This window comes from Nostoc sp. DSM 114161, from assembly GCF_052692665.1.
Genome location: NZ_CP195141.1, coordinates 4,255,262 through 4,275,738 on the forward strand (window position 1 = coordinate 4,255,262; position 20,477 = coordinate 4,275,738).

Here is a 20,477-nt window from a genome sequence, read left to right on the forward strand (position 1 = left end):
TCAACCTTCAAATCAGTAATCCCGAATTGAAAATTAACCCTAAAGTTACTAATAGCGTTGGGTTTTAAGATTTTTGCTAATGGGCGCACATAATTAAGATAAAATAATCTTTAGCTTCTCATACTAATTTTCCAAAATTCAGCAACAGATTCCAACTCAGAAAGATTTTTGAAATCTGGTTCGGCTAATGTGTGAATTTTGAATTTTCAATTGATATCATTCCTCATCTTTGTGATAACCATTTTTTTCACGTTTGAGGCTTTCTTCTAAAGCTTGAATTTGTTCGCGTCTGGCTTCCAATTCCAGAGAACGCCGCGCTAAATCTTGGTTTTGCAACGTTAGGGATTGTCGCCAATTTTCTGCTCGTTCGGCTTCGTGCTGTAAAAATTCTGGTGTAATCCCGGTAGTGAGGTAGGTTTGTACTAAATGGAGTACCCAACCGGTAGCATCTTCTATTCTTTCAATATCGCCTGTGGCGGAAAGTTCGACTAAAACAAGCAAGTTTTCACTCATAGGATTTCCCTTTCCCAGCAGAATGAAAGCCTCTTCCGGAATTATCGCCCACAAGCTATCGACTTCCTGACGTGCTAATAAGCGTAACTGGTGCTGGTCTAAAAAATCATTTTTACGCACCTGGGCTAGATATAGCATGAGAGTTACTCCGCTTTAATTAGAAATTCAAAATTTAAAAAATTTTTTAATTAAAAAACAAGTGCAAACATTAGTTAAAAGAATGAAACCAGGTCATAGTCAGAAATTAAAAAAATGTAGAAAGGCTTATTTGTAGGTAGGTAATGGGTAATTAGCAATTAATTATTTTCCCATTACCTATTACAGTATTACAATCCTAAACCACGTAGGCGCTCGCGCAGAATTTCTGCTTGTTTTTCGGCTTCTGCTAAGGCATCTCTCGCTCCTTGAACCACGTCGGGTCTAGCTTTATCGACAAAATTCGGATTGTTTAATCTGGCACTCAAAGATTGAATTTCCGCTTCGGCTTTGGTGAGGCTTTTCTCCAGTTTGGCACGCACAACTTCGATATCGACTACGCCACTGAGGGGAATTACTACTTGTATTGTACCTATCACACCGGCGATCGCATTTTCCACTTCTTGTGCCTGTTGTGATTCTGTCCCTTGGAAAAACTGTCTCCATAGCTTTTGTCTAGCTTCACCAGTCAGTAAATTTTCCGTGACAAACCAACCTGCGTAAAGAAAACCAACCATTTCAAAGAAAGTTCCAATAATGGCAGTTTTATAAATCGCATTCCCCACAGCTAAACCTAACCTAGCAAAGACAATCGCCAAAATAGTTAAACCAATTATTTTCAACCCATTTTGAGGTTTTTTAGTAACAACAGTTTGGCTTTTTTGCTTGTCAGTAATAGTTAAAGTTTCAACCTTTGCCAAATCTTTAATGTAAATTTGTCCGGCCGTGAGGATTTGTCTTTCTTTTTCACTTTCAGTTTGTAAATTAGCTGTCACCTTCACCCCTGGTTTCACATCAGCTTCGGCACGCAAATTCCGAATTGTGCGGATAGTATCAATTAGCAATTCAAACTGTTCTTCTAATGCTAAATCTATCAGATTTGCATCTACCTTTGGATAGGCTTGTAAAGCCAGAGTTTGGGGCGAATCTCCTGGTTGTTGAGTGAGAGATTGCCAAATTTCCTCGGTAATATGAGGCATAAAGGGATGAAGTAGTTTTAAAATCCCTTCTAGTACGTAGGCAAGAGTTTGTTGTGCTACCCGTCGCGATGCGGGATCTGCATCTGGCTGGAGGCGAGATTTGACTAATTCAATATACTGATCGCAGAAATCACCCCAAATGAAGTCGTACAATCCCTTGGCTGCTTCTCCTAAACCGTAATTATCAATGTAATTGCTGGTTTGTTTGATGGTTTGATGATAACGGGAAAAAATCCAGCGATCGCTCAATTCAGTGCTGAGTGGTTGACCAAGTTGTGCAGGGGTTTGTCCATCCAAATTCATCATTACAAACCGAGCAGCATTCCACAACTTATTCGCAAAGTTGCGGGACGCTTCTACAGATGGCGATTCATCCTTTTTGCGATCGTACTCTAAGCGGATATCTTGTCCCGCCCCCGCCACTTCCTTAACTAAGGTATAGCGAAGCGCATCAGTACCATATTTGTCAATTAATAACAGCGGGTCAATACCATTACCTTTGGTCTTTGACATCTTCTGGCCTTTTTCATCCAGCACCAGACCGTGGATGTAAACAGTTTGGAAAGGCATTTTTCCAGTAAAATGCCCGCCCATCATTGTCATCCTGGCTACCCAGAAAAAGATGATGTCAAAGCCTGTCACCAAAGTAGTGGTAGGGTAGTAAGTTGTTAAATCCTGAGTTTGTTCCGGCCAGCCCATAGTTGAAAACGGCCAAAGTCCAGACGAAAACCAAGTATCTAACACATCTGGGTCTTGTTCTAACTTGACATTTTCGCCAAATTGCGCTTTGGCTTTCTCCCAGGCTTCCGCTTCCGATTTCGCCACCACAAACGGCGTGTTATCGGTAATTTGCCCATCGGTTTCACTGACAGCGTACCAAGCAGGAATTTGGTGTCCCCACCACAATTGACGAGAGATACACCAATCTTTGAGTTTTACTAACCAATCGCGATAAACCTTAGTCCAGCGTTGGGGGACAAACTCCGGTGAGTTTTGCTGGTCGAGGAATTCTAAAGTTTTGTCAGCGAGGGGGCGAATTTTGACAAACCACTGAGTTGAAAGTAGGGGTTCAATGGGTACTTTACCGCGATCGCTGTAGGGAACGGTATGCTTATAATCCTCAATCTTCACCAAAACGCCATCAGCTTCTAGGCGAGAAACGACATTTTTTCTCGCAACAAAGCGGTCTTGTCCTTGAAACTCCCCAGCATTGGCGTTGAGAGTGCCGTCTTTATTCATAATGTTGATTAACGGCAGATTGTGACGCTTACCCATATCAAAATCGTTCAGGTCATGGGCGGGAGTCACCTTTACGCAACCCGTACCGAAAGTGGGGTCAACGAATTCATCGCCAATGATGGGAATTTCTCGTTGTACAATGGGCAGGGTAAGAGTTTTGCCGATGAGATGTTTGTAGCGATCGTCATCGGGATTAACTGCCACTGCCGTATCGCCTAGCATCGTTTCCGGTCGAGTCGTCGCCACTTCCACAAAACCAGAACCATCCGTCAGCGGATAGCGGAAGTGCCAGAGATTGCCATTAACCTCTTGATTTTCCACCTCCACATCAGACACAGCGGACTGGGAAGCCGGACACCAGTTGACTAAATATTCACCACGATAAATTAAGTCTTCCTCGTAAAGGCGAGTAAATGCCTCAACAACAGCTTTGGATAAACCTTCATCCAGGGTAAACCTTTCCCGCGACCAGTCAGCCGAAACACCCAAGCGTCGCAATTGATTAACAATCGTTCCTTCAGACTCCGCCTTCCATTGCCAAGCGCGTTCTAAGAATTGGTCGCGCCCTAATTCATAGCGAGTCTTACCCTCAGTCTTGAGTTGCTTTTCCAGCATAGTATGTACGGCAATGCTGGCGTGGTCGGTTCCGGGTAGCCACAGGGTATTACGTCCCTGCATTCGGTGGTAGCGCACGAGGGTATCAATCAAGGCACTTTCAAAAGCGTGACCCATGTGCAAACTGCCGGTGACGTTAGGCGGGGGAATGACGATGCAGTAGGGTTCACCTTTATGGTTGGGGTCAGCTTTGTAAACTTGGTTATCTTCCCAGAATTTTTGCCACTTGGCTTCAGTGGAAAAGGGGTCGTAGAGACTTGGAAGATTGAGGATGGTTGCGGTCATGCGGGGAAAACTAAGGAAGGACTCTAATAAATTTTGCCACAGGGTTGGAGAGGGATTGATGGAAACGAACCGCAGAGGCGCAGAGAACGCAGAGAAAAGAGAGTTGGGGGAGAAGATGAATCAGCTTACAGGAAAAGTGATTGGGGCGGCAATTGAGGTGCATCAGGTGTTGGGGCCAGGGTTTTTGGAGGAGGTGTATAAGGAAGCGTTGATTATAGAATTTTTAAGGCGCGGGATACCTCATGAGTTTGAGAAGTTAGTAATAGTAAATTACAAAGGACATGAAGTAGGCAAGGGTAGATTAGATTTTCTAGTTGCCAAGTGTCTAATTTTGGAACTAAAAGCTGTCCAAAATTTAGCCCCAATCCACGAAGCTCAAGTCCTCTCATACATTAAAATGACTAATCACCCCCTAGCTCTCCTCATCAACTTTAACGTCCCCGTTCTCAAAGACGGCATCAAACGCATCATCCTCTCTTAATCCCTCTCTGCGCCCTCTGCGCCTCTGCGGTTCGTAATCCATGAAACATCAACCAACCTCCCCCTGGACATTCATCCCCACCCTGTATTTCACCTCTGGCATCCCTTACGTCATCATCAACACAGTTTCCGTAATCTTTTATAAAAAACTCGGAATAGATAACGCTCAAATTGCCCTATGGACAAGCTTTCTCTATCTCCCTTGGGTCATCAAAATGTTTTGGGGCCCAATTGTCGATATTTACTTTACGAAACGCAAATGGATAATTTACACCCAATTAGCCATGTTTGCTTGTTTAGGTTTAGTAGCCTTTTCTTTACAACTACCTAATTTCTTTTTCATCTCCCTCGCAGCATTAACAATAGGAGCCTTTATTTCTGCAACTTATGATATTGCCACAGATGGCTTTTATTTGCTAGCTTTATCTTCCGAACAGCAAGCCTTTTTCGTCGGCATTCGCTCGCTGTTTTATAGACTTGCTGTTATCTTCTGCTCTGGAATATTAGTAGTTGTAGCAGGTTACCTTGAAGTATCTCTTAACAACATTCCTCTGGGTTGGACTTTAGCTCTTGGTTTCTGCTCTTTAATTCTAGCAATCCTATTTGTTTTTCATCGCTTAGTTTTACCTGCACCTGAATTGGATAGTCAACGACAGTTAGAAGCTACAAAGAAAATAGATTTTTGGAGAATAATTAGTTCTTATTTTAATCAATATAAAATTATTAATATTATAGCCTTTATTTTACTCTACAGGCTTGGAGAGGCAATGCTTGTCAAGATGGCTTCTTTATTTTTATTGGACAAACCGGAAGTAGGAGGCTTGGGTTTATCAACATCAGATGTCGGATTAGCCTACGGAACATTTGGTGTAATCTCCCTGATTGTTGGAGGCATCTTAGGAGGCTTGCTCATTTCCAAATATGGATTAAAAAAATGTCTTTTCCCTATGGCTTTAGCATTAAATTTACCTGATATATTTTATGTGTATATGGCTTACACCAAACCTTCATTAGCGTTAGTATATCCTTTGGTTTCCTTAGAGCAATTCGGATATGGCTTTGGGTTTACAGCTTTTAGTGTTTACTTAATGTACATTTGCCAAGGTGAATACAAAACCTCCCATTTTGCTATCTCAACGGGCATCATGGCTTTAGGAATGATGCTTCCCGGATTAATTAGCGGTTATCTGCAAAAAGCACTTGGCTATCCACTCTTTTTTATTTTGGTCTGTTTGCTCACAATTCCTGGAATGATTGCTCTATTTTTTATACCTTTAAAAGAAGAATCAAAACTTGCAAATAATTAACTATTTCAGATATTATGCCTTATGTTTTGGGAATAGATGGCGGCGGTAGTAAGACAGTCTGTGTGTTAATGGACGATTCTGGTCAAGTTCTAGGACGCGGTGAAGCTGGGGGATCTAACTATCAGAGTATAGGTATTGAAGCTACTTTTAAATCAATTCAATTTGCAATTCAGGTTGCGATTAATGAAGCAAGACAAATTATAAATACTATTACTATTGAAGCAATATGTCTGGGTTTGGCAGGAGTAGGACGTGCATCAGATATCAAAGTAGTAAAAAATTTAGTGGTAGAGTTGCAAAATAGCAAAGTTTTACCTATTACTTGGTCATTACAACCAGAGAATATTGTCATTTGCAACGACGCTTTCATTGCTTTAGTTGGTGGAATTGGTCATGATGTGGGAATTGTGGTTGCAGTAGGTACTGGTTCCATAGTTTTTGGGCGAAATCAGCAGGGAAATACCAAGCGAGTCGGCGGCTGGGGCTATATTTTAGGAGATGAAGGTAGTGCCTATAAAATTGCTGTTGCTGGGATGAATGCTGCATTAAAATCCTATGATGGACGCGAGATGCCAACGAATTTAGTAGAGGCTTTTAAACAGCATCTTAATTTGGGAAATATAGAAGATTTAATAGAAGTAATATATCAGCGAAAATGGGGAGTGAAACAGATAGCTGCTTTAGCGCCAATTGTCGATTTAGCAGCCGATTCAGGTGATGAAATAGCGAATAATATAATTGATGAAGCTGTTCAAGAATTGGTAAAAGCTACATCTACAGTAATTGATGCTATTTTTATTCCAGACTCAATTTATGAAGTAGTCACAACAGGAAGTGTATGGCTAAGTAGATCCAAAATACATGAGACATTTTCAGCATCGATAATTAAGAAGTTTCCTTTTATTCAAGTTATTTATCCAAGGTTTGAGCCTGCTTATGGTGCTGGTTTATTAGCGTTGTACACAAATCAAAATTGACCTTGCTGTCATTAGCTCCTACACTGTAGCGCCGCAGCACCCGGTTACTTTCAACCCATAATTTGACGTTCTTTTACCATCATTGCGATCGCTTAATATCGCCAGTGAAAGTTTGTTGCGATCGCCTTAATACACCCAGTAAAAGCTGCATCTACAGTAAGGGACTTCCAACAAATAAATTATCCAATCTTGTAGGGTGGGCAAGATGCCCACCTTTAATTACTAAGCAACCACATATTATATCTTTGCGTGTTTTTACGCTAGCATTTTATTTATTAAACTCAGTACCATGAAATGACTACTGAGATAAAGTGGTAAAAATTTTTATTTTTAATATTTGGATTTTTTATGGATAATAATCAAAATTTAAAAACAATTTTTTCTTGTAATCCCTTTGAAGTAATTAAACAATACAAAAATAAGCATAAGGGTAAGGATAATAATATTTATAATTCTCAAGAATATAAAGATTTTCAAAACACAGTAAAGCAGCCTTTTACTAATTTTTGTTACTTTATACATCAACAAATACCATGTGAAATTGCTGCCAATAATTTTTATAAAATAATATCAGATAAATTAATTGACATAGATTTTACTATATTAGTATCCCCTTATAAAATCAGTTTGCACAAGTATTTAGATATATTTTCATTATTGTATATAGAATTAATAGATACAAATATAAGAATAAAATTTATAGATAGTGCAGGGGTATTTTTAGCCAGAAGTGTTGGAGAAAAAAATCCTGTTATAATAGCAAATATAATTGCGGAAAACGTTAAAGCCTTTGATCTTGGATCTAATGGTCATAGTTGTTATTTCAATCAAAAATAAATATTAAATTCTTGTCAAGAAGAACTAATTAATAAATTTAAAAAATGGTTTCAATATTACCTTCCGCTATTTTTACAAGCAGTATCTAAGAAGCCAATACCTACTGTTAGTCAACCTATATATAGGTTAGACCAATGTACTGAAGATACTGGAGTTTCCCAACTAGTTCTAGAACACTGGATACGCAGCATTAATCGTAAACTTCAAGCAGTTTTATATGGTTCACCTGGAACAGGAAAAACCTATCTTGCTGAAAAACTTGCTCAACACTTAATCGGTGGTGGTGACGGTTTCTCAGAACTGGTGCAATTTCATCCCGCATACTCTTATGAAGATTTCATTCAAGGCATCCGTCCTCAAAGCCAAAATGGAATATTAGCATATCCACTGGTTCCAGGAAGATTTTTAGAATTTTGTAAAAAAGCTGAGTTTCGTGAAGATGCTTGTGTTTTAATTCTCGATGAAATAAACCGTGCTAATCTTGCACAGGTTTTTGGTGAATTAATGTACTTGCTTGAGTATCGGGACAAAGAAATTCCACTAGCTGGCGGTAACAGGTTTCGCATCCCGAAAAATGTCCGTATTATTGGCACAATGAATACAGCAGATAAATCTATTGCCAATATAGATCATGCGCTACGCCGCCGCTTTGCATTTATTGAACTTTGCCCAAACTATAAGGTACTGCGGAGTTATCACCAAAAAAGAGGTTTGACAGTAGACAGATTAATTAACATTTTACAGCAATTAAATCAGGTAATAGCAGATAAAAACTACGAAATTGGTATTTCATTCTTTTTAACAGATAATCTACGTGATGATATAGAAGATATATGGCGTATGGAAATTGAGCCATATTTAGAAGAGTACTTTTTTAATCAGCTAGAAAAATTAGATGAGTTTCGCTGGGATAAAATTAAGGGTCGGGTATGGATATAAACCCAGGAAATCCAAGAATTATTGAACTTACAGAATACGAGAATAAATCATTTCAAATTGATGAAATACCCTATTCAGCCGGGGTTGAGTTATGTGAGAAATACAAAACACAAGTAGATATAGAATTTCCTACTCATAAAACAAGACAACATTGGAAACTCAAAGCTAGAGGATGGGTAGGTTACATTCCTATAACTCCTGAATGTCATCTAAAAATAAATCTCAAAGTACCTATCCAAAACCTCTTCGGAATGCTGGAATATGCCTACAATTTAAAAGGATTTTGTTTCCTCAAAGGGTTGATGGATTGTGAATCTTTAGACGGCTTTTATAATAATCTGGCTCAGATATTAGCCTATAAAGTTTTAGAACGGTGTCGCAAAGGACTATATCGTACTTACTTACCCAAAACAGAGCAGCTTTCTTATGTGCGGGGAAGGTTAGATGTGCAACAGGTAATTAAACAGCCGTGGAATATTAAACTTAAATGTGGCTACGAAGAATATACCGCTGATATTAAAGAAAATCAGATACTAGCATGGACACTTTATATTATTGGTCGTAGTAGTTTCTGCTCAGAAAGAATATCATCAACAATACGAAAAGCTTATCATGCTCTACAAGGATTAGTAACATTGCAACCTTGTAGTGTAGAAGATTGTATTGGAATACAGTACAATCGCCTCAATGAAGACTATCGACTATTACATAATTTCTGCCGATTATTTTTAGAGAATAATAGCCCCAGTTATGAAACGGGAAATTATAAAACCCTACCCTTTCTCGTCAATATGGCAGATTTATATGAATTTTTTGTTGCAGAATGGCTTAAGAAAAATACGCCGAAAGGCTATTGTTTTAAACAGCAATATTCGATAAAAATTAGTCAGAATCGACACCTCATTATAGATTTATTACTGTCTGATGCTAAAACTGGCAAAACAATAGCAGTTTTAGATACAAAGTATAAAGCTCTTGAACAAGCAGTAAATACAGATATTCATCAGATGATAATACCAATTCTGTATGAAGATGCGCCAAACTAGGTCAAACTTATAGATGGGTGCATTGAGTAACTTTGTGATGAGTCGTCCATTCCAAATTGAGATTTCAGAAAGCCAAGAAGAATTGGAGAAAGCTGTCAAACATGCCACCACGGCAAGCAGTAAAGAAAGATTACAAATGCTCTATTGGCTCAAGAGTGGTCAAGTTAGCAGCAGGCGATCGCTTGCAGAACGTTTAGGACGCTCTGGTAGCAACCATAACTCGTTGGGTAAGGAAGTATAAAGATCAAGGAACAAGGGGCTTGCTTGAAGTCAAACATGCACCCGGAAAAGCTCCGAGCATTATTGGTTCAGACTTAGAACGCTTGGAACAGCGGTTACAGGAGCCATCTGGGTTTACTAGCTATGGCCAAATTCAACAATGGCTCAAGAGCGAATTAGGGGTTTCACTTGCCTACAAAACAGTCTATGAAATTGTTCGCCAGCGTTTGGGTGCGAAGTTAAAAGTGCCTCGTCCTCAAAGTACCAAACAACACCCACAAAGTCTATCTCACTTTAAAAAAAACTGCCTTTAGCATTCAAATTCTTGCAGGAGGAATTTGGAGCGGGGAAACGATTGAGGTACTTGTGCGGAGCCGGAGACGCTCCGCCTCCGGTCAGGATGAAACACGTTTAGGATTAAAGACAATTGCAGGACGTTTGATTACAGCTAGAGGAGTTAAACCTGTAGGCTTAAGTCAATGGCAACGTGAAAATTTTTATTTATACGGAGTTGTAGAACCTCTAAGTGGATACAGCTTTTTCTATGAGTTCCCCTACCTGAATGCTGATTGTTTTCAACACTTTTTGAAGTTGCTATCTGCTGATCTTGGTGATGATATTGCGGTTATCCAGTTCGACCAAGGATCTTTCCACAAAGCTAAAGCTCTCGATATCCCAGATAACATTATCCCGATTTTTCAACCTCCTCACTCTCCTGAACTCAACCCAATTGAGCGGTTTTGGGAATTTCTCAAATCTCAACTCCAATGGGAAAATTGTAAAACTCTCACACAACTACAGCACAAGTTAACTGATGTCCTCAAAGAAATTACACCTTCGATGATTGCCTCTCTCACTTCTTACGACTTTATTCTTGAAGCCTTATTTAGCGCAGCTTCATAAAGAATTGGTATAAGCTACGCAAACACAACAAAATGTAGCCAAGCATTTTTAATATACCCCAAAGACTTGACACAGCCACTAGATATTAAAAGCGATCGAATCCGAGTCCGCAGCCTCACATTTTCCCTAGATGATAACCTCGATCGCGCAGGTCAAACCTTTTTAAAAAACCTTTTTCTTTTCTTAGAATTACTTTAAAATTAACTCCAATCATTAGTAAAGGGGATAGATGACATTCGCTTAACGCAAAGCACCCATCCCCGAATAGCTGCCCAGATCATGAAACCTGGAATCCTATAGTCCGGTATCTAATAATCCCAGTATCGGCCGAGATATCTTGATTGTCACCCGGATAGATACTGATTTAAAAGATATCTGTCGCGGGGTATAGGGAATTGAGAGTGTTGAGTGTTGACTGTTCGCTGCTGATTGAGGAGTTAAGAATTATTCTCCTTGTCTTCCTTGTCCCCCTTGTCTCCCCTGCCCCCATCTCCTCATCTCCCACACTTCTCACATTCGCCACACTCGTCACACTCCCTCATCCCTGTGTCCCTACCCACTTTTCCCATTGCCAACAATGCTGTCCCGTAAGCAGCTTCTGTATGTTTTGAGGCGATGACAGGCACTTCTAAATACCGTTTGCGAATTGCAGCCCAAGTGTCGTTTGCTGCACCACCGCCAGCGGTATAAATGCAAGTCAGCTTGTCTGCTCCCATTTTTTGTAATAATTCATACCCTTTTGTTTCTATACGCGCAATACTTTCTAACAATCCATGCAAAAATTCCACTGGGTTGTCTGGGCGTGGTTCCAATCTTGGGGGTAGATTGGGATCGTTTATGGGAAAGCGATCGCCTGCTTTTAACAATGGATAATAATCTAGTTCGCTGGCTTTTGATGCATCAATTTCACGGCTAAGGGTTACTAACTCAGCGTTGGTGAAAAATTTCTGTAGCACTGCACCCCCAGTGTTTGAAGCACCCCCAGTCAACCATAATTTACCCAACCGATGGCTATAAATTCCATACCGCGCATCCTCTACGCGGGTACGACTTAAAAGCTTTAGTACCAGCGTCGAACCTAAGGAAGTCACGGCTTCACCAGGCAATTTTGCCCCGCTGGCAAGAAAAGCGGCAATACTGTCGGTTGTACCAGTACACACCAAACAATCGCGCCGAAAACCAAAGTTATCTGCAATTTCAGAACGTAATTCTGCCACGGGAGTACCAGGTGGCAAAATTCTGGGTAGTTGAATCGGTATTTGCAACTTTTCCATCCATTCTGGGTATTTCAACTCTTCCACGTCATAACCTAGTTTTAAGGCGTTATGGTAGTCGCTAATGCCTAAATACCCATGCAGCAGAAACCCCAGCCAATCCGCTTGATGCAGGAAATATCTAGCTTGATTAAAAGAAGGTAACTGCTTCATCCAAATCAGTTTACTGAGGCTAGAGGTGGCGCTTAACACGGTATGATTGGGGGGCGCTACGCTCCTCAAATCATTTAGCACAGACGATCCCCGTGCGTCGTTGTACAGTAGCGGTGCATCTATTGGTTTGCCTGCGGCATCCACCAGCAAAACAGTGGAAGAAGTACCATTAATGGCGATCGCTTTAATTTCTCGCCGCAATCGTTGAGGTATCTGTTCCATCAGCGCAAACAAAGCCTCCTGCCAACAATTCGGCATCACAGCCATTGGCGAATCCTCAAAGGGATATCGCACCTCAGCTTGGATGCTAGCTTCCTCATCGATCGCTACACCACGTGCGCCAGATGTCCCGAAGTCGATACCCAAATACAAATTCATAGATTGATGAATTTTTTTAAAGGATAATAACTAAAGACTACTGACTCATAACTGCTTTTGTTGCATCTTGTAACAAGATCTTCCACGAACTTGGCAAAACAAGGAAAAGTAGTAAACGAACAGTTCAAAATCTATTCAAGTTAGGAGAATTTCAGCCATGCCTATCTTAGATACTCTGTACCTCGCTCAAGTGTCTTCTATCTCAGATACCCAAGTGTACATCGCTCTAGTTGTGGCGCTGATTCCAGGAGTTCTAGCTTGGCGTTTAGCCACAGAACTTTACAAATAAGGCTACGATGTGACACAGTTGAAAAGCTAATAATCCTGGCGTTACGGGGGTGCTATTTCCAAACGCTTAAGGCTTTACGCCTTGAGTAGTTATGAAGTTATGCACTTACGTAAGCCAGGTTATTTTTTAACTTGTACGGCACTTGTAGCTATTTTCCAAAAATGAAGTAAGATGACAGCTAAATCAAGCTTCACAAGTGCTGAGTAAAGTTAAAAGACTTGAACCACAAGATTCATAAGTACTAGTTCTTACTAATTACTTGTTCTCGAACACTCAGCACTGGTTCAAGACCGCAAACAAAACTAACAGCACCCTTGATAGTGCTTCCCTTCACTTAGAGAGGTTATTTTTTAGGATCATGAACGCTATTCAACCCTCCAGACCACCGTCACAACCGATACAAAAACGCCGGGTCATTCCTCGACCAAAGCGGCATCTTCGTCAACGTTCTTACCGAGTGATGGCGTTGGAAAGTACTGCCAAAATAGCTGTTAATCTTTTCATTACAGCGGCCGCCGCATCTGCTTTGACACAACTTTTGCCTTATCATTGGTCACAGCAAGAAAAGTTGCGAGAAATCCGTACCGAAGTCAAGCTGATAGAAGCACATGTCAACAATTTACAGGCAGAATTTAGCCGTAACTTCGATCCCCAGCAAGCTAAAAGTATTATGCAACAACAAGGGTACAGATTCGATCCCCGCCAGCGTCGAGTGGTGCTGATGAATCAAGATGGCAGAGCGATCGAACAAACAGATTTATTACCCTAAGATAAATATCGAATTTGGGATTATTCTGTTTGTTGTGATTTTGGCTAGCTATAAACTGAGCGAAAATTTATATTATTGCTAATAAATAACAGCGTCGCTATACTTCAATTTTAAATTCAAAATGAATTGTTCATTTTTGGAATTTTTAGTTTACCAGAATGGTTCATCTACCAATTAGGACGCTGAGGAGATAGCAGATCGTTAAGCCAATTTTCGAGCTGTAAACGCAAGCGATAACCAGCAACATCCTTACTGTTATTTACAGGAGATAGTTGAGTAAGGGCGCGACGATAATCAGCGATCGCACAATTCCAGTCACCCCAAAGATGGTAAGTTCTGCCGCGTTCAGCCCAAATATGACCTTCTAGTTGACCGAAAAGCAGTGCTACCTCAAAATTTTCAATAGCCTCTTCATATTGACCCAAGTCACGCAAGGTAATCCCTCTGTTAATCCACGCCCGGACATGACGAGGATTCAAATTAATCGCTTCATCATAGTCAGCAAGTGCTAGTGCTAATTCTCCACAAGCAGCATAGCAATTTGCTCGATTGTTATAAGCGCTGGCTAAATAAGGATTGAGTTCGAGGGCACTATTATAGTCACAAAAGGCTTTTTGCATTTCACCACTTTGGAAATAAATCAGCCCTCGGTTGTTGTAATTAATTGCATTGTAGGGATGGCGGAAAATTAGTTGGTTTAAAAGTGCGATCGCTTCAGTATAATTTCCTTCTTGAGCCAACTGTAAAGCATAAGACCGTAAGTGGCTGTCTGCTAATTCAGTGCGATCGTTTCTTCCCCGGTCTTGATGATTATTTATTTTATTGATAATCAGTTTTTTATATTGATTACTTTGATTGTCGCCAGAAGGTAAAAATGAGTGAATATTCATCTTTTTACGCCTAAAATGCCTGCTATATGGAATAAAATTCTAGTTTTATTTGTTATTGGCTTTACCACTATGTCTATTTTTAGAATATTGAATATTACCTGAAAGCCATCTCAAGAGAGAACTTAAACTACTCACACAAGTGGAAATTTACGCCCTAAATGACAATTGCTCCTCAAACCTAATCATGGATACTTCATCCCTAAGGTCAATTCCAGAAATAGCCAAGATAAATTTCGCGCTGAGGACTGAAAAAATGGCGTTGCTGATTTCATGTGTGAAAACGATTGTGCACGATCTCAAAATCCTGTAGAGACGTTGCAATTGCAACGTCTCTACATCTGGATTCATACCGCAATTCAGCAACGCCGAAAAATTGTTGTCAGTTCTCAAGTAAGGCAAGACCAGTCAAAAATTAAAAATCCTGTATTTCTAGGCTTTTGAAACATTTGGAATGCTATTCTTATTCCCGTCGCAATGTACAACGTAGTGAGAGCAACAAGTTGGTAGAATGCCAACAAGCTGTTCGTTCGTTCGTTACAGAGGACGCTGAGGGAAACAACAAGACAATGGGACGCGAATAACTCCAGTCCCCAATCCCCAGTCCCAATCCCTAAATTTTGAGAAATTTTCTGATGACAACTGCAATTTCTTATCCCAATGCTCCCGATTTAGCAGCCGATGATTACATTGTCATCGGTTTGGCAACTTGCTTCATCAAGGAAGATGGAGAAGTACATCAAATCGAAGTTATAGAACCAATTCCCTCTGCGGCTTTGGAAGCATTGTTAAAGGGCATTCCTACCTCTTACAAGCTGGCTTGTGCAACAACTTTGGCATCTGTGCTGGATGGCGACTCACAACTCTTGCCAGATGGCTTCCCCCAGTCGGCTCAGTTCGGTGAAGAATTTATCCCACGGTTGTTTGCAGCAGCTCGTACTTACAAACGTCGTGAATCTGCAAAATCCTTAATTCCTTTAGGTACAACCTATACTGACTTCAAGTATTCCGTTGACCGCAAGCGGGTGCTGAATGCCAATAGAGTTGTTACCAAAGAAGACAACGTTAAGCAGCATTCTCACACTCACAAAGTTCTTTAGGTAATTATGCTAAAACTTTACGGTGGCGCTCGTAGTCGAGCCTCAATTGTTCATTGGTATTTAGAGGAACTAGAAGTTCCCTATGAATTTGTCAAGCTTGACATGCAGGCGGGCGAACACTTACAGCCTGAGTTTTTAACCATTAATCCATTTGCAAAAGTTCCAGCAATTGTTGATGGAGATTTTCAGCTTTGGGAATCTGGGGCAATTTTGCTCTATCTGACAGAGAAGTATGGAAAAGTGCCCGGTTCGTTAGAAGAACGTGCTGCGATCTACCAGTGGGTCTTGTTTGCCAATTCCACCCTCAGTACAGGAGTTTTGGTAGAAGCAAATCGCGATCGCCAACTACCCCGTTTGTTGAATACGTTGAATGAAATTTTCAGTCAGCAATCTTTTGTACTAGGTAATGAATTCACCGTTGCTGATGTCGCAGTCGGCTCTATTTTGAATTACATTCCCTTAGTTATGAAACTAGATTTTAGTCCTTACCCAGCCGTGTTGAATTACATGAAGCTATTGGCTGAGCGTCCCGCATTTCAAAAAACTATCGGTGTAATGACGTAAAAGGAACTGGGGACTGGGGACTGGGGAGATAGGGAAGTGTGGGGGGATGGGGGAGTGTGGGGAGTGTGGGGAGTGTGGGGAGAAAGAGAATTTATGCCCTCCTCTCTTCCCACACCTCCCTCTCCTCCCACACCTCCCACACTTCCTGCTTGCCCTATGCCCAATACCCAGTACCCAATCCCTTTTACCGATAATTTGTAAATTGCAAAGCCACAGGGTAGTCTTCTTGTTTTAGTCGCTGAATTACAACTTGCAAGTCATCTTTAGATTTGGCAGAAACCCGCACAGCATCGCCTTGAATTGAGGCTTGTACCTTTTTGAATTCGTCACGAATCAATTTGGAAATTTGTTTGGCAATTTCTTGACTGATGCCTTTTTTGAGTTTAATTTCTTGACGCACGCGGTTACCGCTTGCTGATTCAATTTTGCCAAAATCAAAGATTTTCTGAGAAAGATTACGCTTAGCGGCTTTTTCCCGCAAAATGTTGTGTACAGAATCTAAGGTAAACTCGCTGTCAGTATTAACATTAATGCTTTGATCGGCTAACTCAACAGTAGTTTGAGTATCTTTAAGGTCATAACGGCTTTTGATTTCTCGCACAACTTGATCGACAGCGTTAACCAATTCTTGTTGGTCAAAGTCGCTCACAATGTCAAAGGAAAAAGTAGAAGCCATAAAGTATTTTGGATTTTAGATTTTGGATTTTAGATTAGCTATTGGGAGTAGGGAGTAGGGAGTTAGGAGTTAGGAGTTCCAAGTTATCCTCCCCACCTCCCCATCTCTCCATCTCCCCTACTCACCACTCCCCACTCCCCACACTCCCCACTCCCCAATTAACTATTTGCTTGGATGATGCTCAGGAAGATCAGAATAGCAGAGCTAAGGGAACCGATGGCAAACATCAGCGATCGCAAAATAGGTATATTCAAAATATAAAAAATTGAGTAAAGAAAACGCGCAGCCACAAAGGCGATCGCAGCCGTCGCTGCTGTAGAAGAATTTACACCAGTTACGTATGCCATGAATGCGGCTGCGGCAAACACCATAAACGCCTCAAAGGAGTTCTGATGTGCCCAGGTGGCTCTTTGAGCGTATGGTGGCAATTTATCAAATATGGCGCGAGGGGCAGAAGTATCGTACCCAACACGCACGCGGGCATAAGCTACTACTAAAAATGGCACGTAAATTAGAACGGCAGCAGCAGCGATGGAGTACAAAAAAATTATCATTTTAGTTATTAGTCACTAGTCATTAGTCATTGGTCATCGGTCATTGGTCAAATACATAGACGTGCTTTAGTTTGATTGCCACGAACTAGGACAAAGGACGAAGGACTTTTGACAAATGACTAATCAAAGTAGAAGAGTGTCACCACTTTTCTTTGTTCTTCTGCATCTTGACAAGTTTGCAACAAAGTGCGGCTGTCGTGAAACGCAAAACAAATTAGTTGCTGGCAACGAGAGACAATTTCTTTGTTGCACAAGTAACTTGCTTCGGCAAGAGACAGGTTATCATTACTGGGATTTTCCACCAGATGCATTACCTGTTCTAGTTGCTGGCGCGATTCTAAGGGCTGGCGTTCCAAGCTTTGGGGCAGAATCACGGTTAATAAGTTTGGATCGGCCCGCGTTGCTCCCCGGATGGCAGCAGAATTTGTACCTGTGGCACCAGAAGTGATGATCCGATTACCCGATAAAACTAGGGCATATGTCATCATTTCAATAAGATTCTGATGTGTAATCGGCACATGACGAGAACCCAGCAAGGCAATTCTTTTAGAACCCGTTTGCTGGATTGTCGCTAGTTCTTGCGCTAATGTATCGACGTTAATAAGGTCTGTTGACTGACTCAAAGATAGACATGCATCAGATTAAACGACCCAGCTATTCTACCAAAGAGCGTGTAGGTGCGAGGCAAACCGAGTTAGACATCACTACAATTTTTCACTTTTTTTGGTTGAGTGACTGAATTACGCGATCGCACCAAGCCAGCCAATGTCTTTCATAAGTAATTCCATTCAAGAGAGTCAAATACTGAAATTGCTGTGGTTCTGACAGTTCTTGAGGATTCTGAAAGTAATGCTGTTCCAAATCCTCGTATGTAGATAATTTTTCTAAGTGGGCTTTTTGATGTTGCTCTATTTCTGCCAAAATCGTCTCCTTAGGAGCAACATAACCAGCAAAAATTTTTACAAGTAAATCATCTTTTGTCGGCGTGGGTTCGCAAGGTTGAGCAATCCACTCTTTTAACTGCTGTTCTCCCAAGCCTGTGACCCTGTAAACCTTTTTATCTGGGCGCCCTGCTTGCAGAACCGTCTCGCAACTAATCCACTTTTGGTCTTCCAACTTCGACAACTCTCGATAAATCTGCTGGTGGCTGGCTGACCAAAAAAAGCCTACAGAGCCATCGAATCGCTTTGCTAAATCATACCCACTACAAGGGGCCTCAACAAGAGCAGCTAATATCGCGTGGGCTAATGCCATGATTTTTAATTCACTACTTGACTTATGCAACTAATTGCATAATTATATTCATATGCAACTAATTGCATATTACTCGAAAACAACAAGGAATGTAACTCATGCCTCAAGTAATGCCAGGAAGATTTACCGCCGAGATTGATGAACCCTTCGTTGTGTTTCTGATTGGGATGAGAATTAATAAGTTCTTTGCTTTTTCTAAATGGATTCCTACAGCTAGGGCAATGTCGCCGATGCTACGCAGCCTTCAGCAGAATCCCGAAAAAGGGTTTTTAGGGGGAGAAGGTTTTGTTTACTCGCGGGGAGTAGGGCTGATTCAGTATTGGCGATCGTTTGAGGATTTAGAGCGTTTTGCCAGAAATCCCGCAGATGCACATCTAGAAGCTTGGCAAAGGTTTAATCGATCCATTGGTGCTGATGGCAGTGTTGGTATTTGGCACGAAACATATTTAATCGAGCCGGGAAAATATGAGGCAATTTACGGAAATATGCCTGTATTTGGATTAGCTGCCGCAACTAAGCACGTCCCAGCTAAAGGACGAACGGAAACAGCACGCCGTCGCTTGGGAGGTGACAGCGAACCTGCTGTGCCTTCGCCTGGGGGATGAGGGGCAGGGGAGGCAGGGGAGCAGAGGAGAATAATTAAAAATCAATGCCTTTCCCCTTTCCCCTTTCCCCCTTTCCCTTTTCCCTTTCCCCTTTTACCTTTTCCCTTTCCCCTTTCCCCTTTTCCCTTCCCATGCCTTAAGACAATGCCGTTGCGGGAGTTAAACCGAGTTTAGATAACAGGCGGTCAATGTCAAAATGCTCAGCCATCAGCTGGCGAATATACTGAACCTTAATCGGTTCGTGGAGACGGACTTGACCAAAAGTCCGGTCAACAATTTCGACTGTGGTTAGGGTGTCTAAGTCAACAGATAAAATGGGAATTTCTAGTTCTTCAGCACGGCTGAGAATGAACGGTGGGGGTGGTAGTTGCCCGGTGAGAATTAAACATTGGGTTGAAGTTTCTAAAGCAGCCTGCTGAATTTCGACGCGATCGCCTCCTGTTACCACTGCCATATTCCGGCGTTTGCGGAAATACTTCACAGCCGAGTTGACATTCATGGCGCCAATTGCCAGACTTTCCACCAACAAATCTAGGCGATCGTTGCGACACAGAACGTCGGCCTTTAATTGCTTAACGAGTTCGCCAACACTCACACTACGCAGTAAATCGCTATTTGGCAGCATTCCCAGCACTGGAATATCCCGCTGTTCCAAAAATGGGCGTAACACAGTGTCAACCGCTTTTAGTTCTGCCACAGGGATATCATTGATGACGACACCAATCAAGCGATCGCCCATACGCTGCTTAGCAGGCAATAATGCCTCAATTGAAAGCAACGATTTATAACGGGCTACTAACAGCACGCCAGCATCCAATACCTCAGCCACTTGTAGTAAAGATAAGTCAAACAAACTGCCTTCAGACAAATCACCAGGCCCCTCTAGCAACACCAAATCTCCTGGCAACATTTGTGAATATTGCTGTAATAGCGACTGCTGATAATTTGTTTTGTCCTCCCCACGCAAGCGTTTTTGCACATTTAGTTCATCCAAAGCCAGCATTGTAGGTGCAACACGGTTTTCGGGCAGATTCAGACTATGAGCGATGAACTGAACATCTTCTTCAATTACAGTTCCGCTAGACGAATTCAAACACGTACCGAGCGGTTTACCGTAAGCTATATCCAGTCCTTTTTGCTGTAGCTGATGAGACAAACCCAGAACAGTTGCAGATTTACCGCTGTAAGTCTCGGTTGATCCAATCAGCAAATATTTAGGGGATTTGGGCACACATGCACTCCTAATTTCAAAAGTCAGAAGAACCCACTAGGTGTTTCCTAATTCTAGTTCGTTCTGGCAAAAGCCTCTCGCTCCTAGAAACTAGGATTTATCAGAATATAGCCCTTGGAGCTTGGATGCAATACACGACGATACACAATAGGAAATTATCTGAAGCGAATTTGAAAAATGATTGTTACAGGTAAGCATTACTCTACCC

24 protein-coding genes are annotated in these 20,477 nt (G+C 41.4%); 15 read left to right on the forward strand and 9 right to left on the reverse strand.

Annotation, left to right across the window (positions count from 1 at the left end; genetic code table 11):
* Positions 1–216 precede the first annotated feature (216 nt).
* Both NSTC745_RS18430 and NSTC745_RS18435 read right to left on the reverse strand, forming a co-directional pair.
* Entirely contained in the window at positions 217–651 is a 435-nt protein-coding gene (locus tag NSTC745_RS18430; RefSeq protein ID WP_445638439.1) for a hypothetical protein, read from the reverse strand.
* A gap of 188 nt (positions 652–839) precedes the next feature.
* Positions 840–3,827 (reverse strand): valine--tRNA ligase, encoded by a 2,988-nt coding sequence (locus NSTC745_RS18435; RefSeq protein WP_445638440.1) that lies wholly within the window; start codon positions 3,825–3,827, stop codon positions 840–842.
* Positions 3,828–3,885: 58 nt separating this feature from the next.
* On the opposite strand from NSTC745_RS18435, the gene NSTC745_RS18440 reads away from it, so the two are divergent.
* The 10 genes from NSTC745_RS18440 (at position 3,886) to NSTC745_RS18485 (ending at position 10,733) form a co-directional block, all read left to right on the forward strand.
* The gene (locus tag NSTC745_RS18440) at positions 3,886–4,308 is read left to right on the forward strand and encodes a GxxExxY protein (protein ID WP_445638441.1); all 423 of its coding nucleotides are present in this window, start codon (positions 3,886–3,888) and stop codon (positions 4,306–4,308) included.
* A 40-nt stretch (positions 4,309–4,348) separates the two neighbouring features.
* Positions 4,349–5,614 (forward strand): MFS transporter, encoded by a 1,266-nt coding sequence (locus NSTC745_RS18445; RefSeq protein ID WP_445638442.1) that lies wholly within the window; start codon positions 4,349–4,351, stop codon positions 5,612–5,614.
* 14 nt (positions 5,615–5,628) lie between these two features.
* Positions 5,629–6,591, forward strand: coding sequence for an N-acetylglucosamine kinase (locus NSTC745_RS18450; protein ID WP_445638443.1), 963 nt, complete (start codon positions 5,629–5,631; stop codon positions 6,589–6,591).
* Between the two features lie 348 nt (positions 6,592–6,939).
* Positions 6,940–7,428 carry a hypothetical protein gene (locus tag NSTC745_RS18455; protein WP_445638444.1) on the forward strand — a complete coding sequence of 163 codons (489 nt, stop codon included), beginning with the start codon at positions 6,940–6,942 and terminating at the stop codon, positions 7,426–7,428.
* A 189-nt stretch (positions 7,429–7,617) separates the two neighbouring features.
* Positions 7,618–8,367, forward strand: coding sequence for an McrB family protein (locus NSTC745_RS18460; RefSeq protein ID WP_445638638.1), 750 nt, complete (start codon positions 7,618–7,620; stop codon positions 8,365–8,367).
* Positions 8,358–9,413, forward strand: a complete 1,056-nt coding sequence (locus NSTC745_RS18465; RefSeq protein ID WP_445638445.1) for an McrC family protein — start codon at positions 8,358–8,360, stop codon at positions 9,411–9,413. Before NSTC745_RS18460 ends, NSTC745_RS18465 begins: the two co-directional genes overlap by 10 nt.
* Before the next feature lie 37 nt (positions 9,414–9,450).
* Complete coding sequence (locus NSTC745_RS18470) at positions 9,451–9,654, forward strand: hypothetical protein (protein ID WP_445632650.1); 204 nt, start codon at positions 9,451–9,453, stop codon at positions 9,652–9,654.
* Positions 9,655–9,673: 19 nt separating this feature from the next.
* Positions 9,674–9,946, forward strand: coding sequence for a winged helix-turn-helix domain-containing protein (locus NSTC745_RS18475; RefSeq protein WP_445632651.1), 273 nt, complete (start codon positions 9,674–9,676; stop codon positions 9,944–9,946).
* A gap of 52 nt (positions 9,947–9,998) precedes the next feature.
* Complete coding sequence (locus NSTC745_RS18480) at positions 9,999–10,535, forward strand: IS630 family transposase (protein ID WP_445632652.1); 537 nt, start codon at positions 9,999–10,001, stop codon at positions 10,533–10,535.
* A 66-nt stretch (positions 10,536–10,601) separates the two neighbouring features.
* Positions 10,602–10,733, forward strand: coding sequence for a hypothetical protein (locus NSTC745_RS18485; RefSeq protein ID WP_445638446.1), 132 nt, complete (start codon positions 10,602–10,604; stop codon positions 10,731–10,733).
* Between the two features lie 296 nt (positions 10,734–11,029).
* On the opposite strand, the gene NSTC745_RS18490 is transcribed toward NSTC745_RS18485, so the two are convergent.
* Complete coding sequence (locus NSTC745_RS18490) at positions 11,030–12,340, reverse strand: FGGY-family carbohydrate kinase (RefSeq protein ID WP_445638447.1); 1,311 nt, start codon at positions 12,338–12,340, stop codon at positions 11,030–11,032.
* A 157-nt stretch (positions 12,341–12,497) separates the two neighbouring features.
* Here NSTC745_RS18490 and psaM point away from each other — a divergent pair, with 157 nt between their 5' ends.
* Together psaM and NSTC745_RS18500 are read left to right on the forward strand one after the other, a co-directional pair.
* A complete protein-coding gene (gene psaM, locus NSTC745_RS18495; protein ID WP_096538979.1) occupies positions 12,498–12,629 on the forward strand; it encodes a photosystem I reaction center subunit XII in 132 nt (43 codons plus the stop codon).
* Positions 12,630–12,987: 358 nt separating this feature from the next.
* Positions 12,988–13,398 carry a slr1601 family putative cell division protein gene (locus tag NSTC745_RS18500; protein WP_445638448.1) on the forward strand — a complete coding sequence of 137 codons (411 nt, stop codon included), beginning with the start codon at positions 12,988–12,990 and terminating at the stop codon, positions 13,396–13,398.
* A gap of 167 nt (positions 13,399–13,565) precedes the next feature.
* On the opposite strand, the gene NSTC745_RS18505 is transcribed toward NSTC745_RS18500, so the two are convergent.
* A complete protein-coding gene (locus NSTC745_RS18505) occupies positions 13,566–14,288 on the reverse strand; it encodes a tetratricopeptide repeat protein (RefSeq protein ID WP_445638449.1) in 723 nt (240 codons plus the stop codon).
* A 632-nt stretch (positions 14,289–14,920) separates the two neighbouring features.
* On the opposite strand from NSTC745_RS18505, the gene NSTC745_RS18510 reads away from it, so the two are divergent.
* On the forward strand, positions 14,921–15,385 hold the full coding sequence (locus tag NSTC745_RS18510) for a hypothetical protein (RefSeq protein WP_445638450.1): 465 nt from the start codon (positions 14,921–14,923) through the stop codon (positions 15,383–15,385).
* Between the two features lie 6 nt (positions 15,386–15,391).
* The gene (locus NSTC745_RS18515; protein WP_445638451.1) at positions 15,392–15,949 is read left to right on the forward strand and encodes a glutathione S-transferase family protein; all 558 of its coding nucleotides are present in this window, start codon (positions 15,392–15,394) and stop codon (positions 15,947–15,949) included.
* Between the two features lie 184 nt (positions 15,950–16,133).
* On the opposite strand, the gene NSTC745_RS18520 is transcribed toward NSTC745_RS18515, so the two are convergent.
* From NSTC745_RS18520 to NSTC745_RS18535, 4 genes are all read right to left on the reverse strand, one after another.
* A complete protein-coding gene (locus NSTC745_RS18520) occupies positions 16,134–16,625 on the reverse strand; it encodes a YajQ family cyclic di-GMP-binding protein (protein WP_445638452.1) in 492 nt (163 codons plus the stop codon).
* A 158-nt stretch (positions 16,626–16,783) separates the two neighbouring features.
* The gene (locus NSTC745_RS18525; protein WP_096538973.1) at positions 16,784–17,179 is read right to left on the reverse strand and encodes an MAPEG family protein; all 396 of its coding nucleotides are present in this window, start codon (positions 17,177–17,179) and stop codon (positions 16,784–16,786) included.
* Positions 17,180–17,298: 119 nt separating this feature from the next.
* The gene (locus tag NSTC745_RS18530) at positions 17,299–17,802 is read right to left on the reverse strand and encodes a DNA recombination-mediator protein A (protein ID WP_096538972.1); all 504 of its coding nucleotides are present in this window, start codon (positions 17,800–17,802) and stop codon (positions 17,299–17,301) included.
* Between the two features lie 91 nt (positions 17,803–17,893).
* Entirely contained in the window at positions 17,894–18,433 is a 540-nt protein-coding gene (locus NSTC745_RS18535) for a PadR family transcriptional regulator (protein ID WP_445638453.1), read from the reverse strand.
* A 98-nt stretch (positions 18,434–18,531) separates the two neighbouring features.
* Here NSTC745_RS18535 and NSTC745_RS18540 point away from each other — a divergent pair, with 98 nt between their 5' ends.
* Positions 18,532–19,038, forward strand: a complete 507-nt coding sequence (locus NSTC745_RS18540; protein ID WP_445638454.1) for a DUF4188 domain-containing protein — start codon at positions 18,532–18,534, stop codon at positions 19,036–19,038.
* A gap of 136 nt (positions 19,039–19,174) precedes the next feature.
* On the opposite strand, the gene NSTC745_RS18545 is transcribed toward NSTC745_RS18540, so the two are convergent.
* Positions 19,175–20,269 (reverse strand): phosphotransacetylase family protein, encoded by a 1,095-nt coding sequence (locus NSTC745_RS18545; RefSeq protein WP_445638455.1) that lies wholly within the window; start codon positions 20,267–20,269, stop codon positions 19,175–19,177.
* Positions 20,270–20,477: the final 208 nt, after the last annotated feature.

Coding starts and splice junctions, on each gene's coding strand:
- NSTC745_RS18430 (WP_445638439.1), bottom strand. CDS start 651: ATGCTATATCTAGCCCAGGTGCGTAAAAATGATTTTTTAGACCAGCAC.
- NSTC745_RS18435 (WP_445638440.1), bottom strand. CDS start 3,827: ATGACCGCAACCATCCTCAATCTTCCAAGTCTCTACGACCCCTTTTCC.
- NSTC745_RS18440 (WP_445638441.1), top strand. CDS start 3,886: ATGGAAACGAACCGCAGAGGCGCAGAGAACGCAGAGAAAAGAGAGTTG.
- NSTC745_RS18445 (WP_445638442.1), top strand. CDS start 4,349: ATGAAACATCAACCAACCTCCCCCTGGACATTCATCCCCACCCTGTAT.
- NSTC745_RS18450 (WP_445638443.1), top strand. CDS start 5,629: ATGCCTTATGTTTTGGGAATAGATGGCGGCGGTAGTAAGACAGTCTGT.
- NSTC745_RS18455 (WP_445638444.1), top strand. CDS start 6,940: ATGGATAATAATCAAAATTTAAAAACAATTTTTTCTTGTAATCCCTTT.
- NSTC745_RS18465 (WP_445638445.1), top strand. CDS start 8,358: ATGGATATAAACCCAGGAAATCCAAGAATTATTGAACTTACAGAATAC.
- NSTC745_RS18470 (WP_445632650.1), top strand. CDS start 9,451: ATGAGTCGTCCATTCCAAATTGAGATTTCAGAAAGCCAAGAAGAATTG.
- NSTC745_RS18490 (WP_445638447.1), bottom strand. CDS start 12,340: ATGAATTTGTATTTGGGTATCGACTTCGGGACATCTGGCGCACGTGGT.
- psaM (WP_096538979.1), top strand. CDS start 12,498: ATGCCTATCTTAGATACTCTGTACCTCGCTCAAGTGTCTTCTATCTCA.
- NSTC745_RS18500 (WP_445638448.1), top strand. CDS start 12,988: ATGAACGCTATTCAACCCTCCAGACCACCGTCACAACCGATACAAAAA.
- NSTC745_RS18505 (WP_445638449.1), bottom strand. CDS start 14,288: ATGAATATTCACTCATTTTTACCTTCTGGCGACAATCAAAGTAATCAA.
- NSTC745_RS18510 (WP_445638450.1), top strand. CDS start 14,921: ATGACAACTGCAATTTCTTATCCCAATGCTCCCGATTTAGCAGCCGAT.
- NSTC745_RS18515 (WP_445638451.1), top strand. CDS start 15,392: ATGCTAAAACTTTACGGTGGCGCTCGTAGTCGAGCCTCAATTGTTCAT.
- NSTC745_RS18520 (WP_445638452.1), bottom strand. CDS start 16,625: ATGGCTTCTACTTTTTCCTTTGACATTGTGAGCGACTTTGACCAACAA.
- NSTC745_RS18525 (WP_096538973.1), bottom strand. CDS start 17,179: ATGATAATTTTTTTGTACTCCATCGCTGCTGCTGCCGTTCTAATTTAC.
- NSTC745_RS18535 (WP_445638453.1), bottom strand. CDS start 18,433: ATGGCATTAGCCCACGCGATATTAGCTGCTCTTGTTGAGGCCCCTTGT.
- NSTC745_RS18540 (WP_445638454.1), top strand. CDS start 18,532: ATGCCTCAAGTAATGCCAGGAAGATTTACCGCCGAGATTGATGAACCC.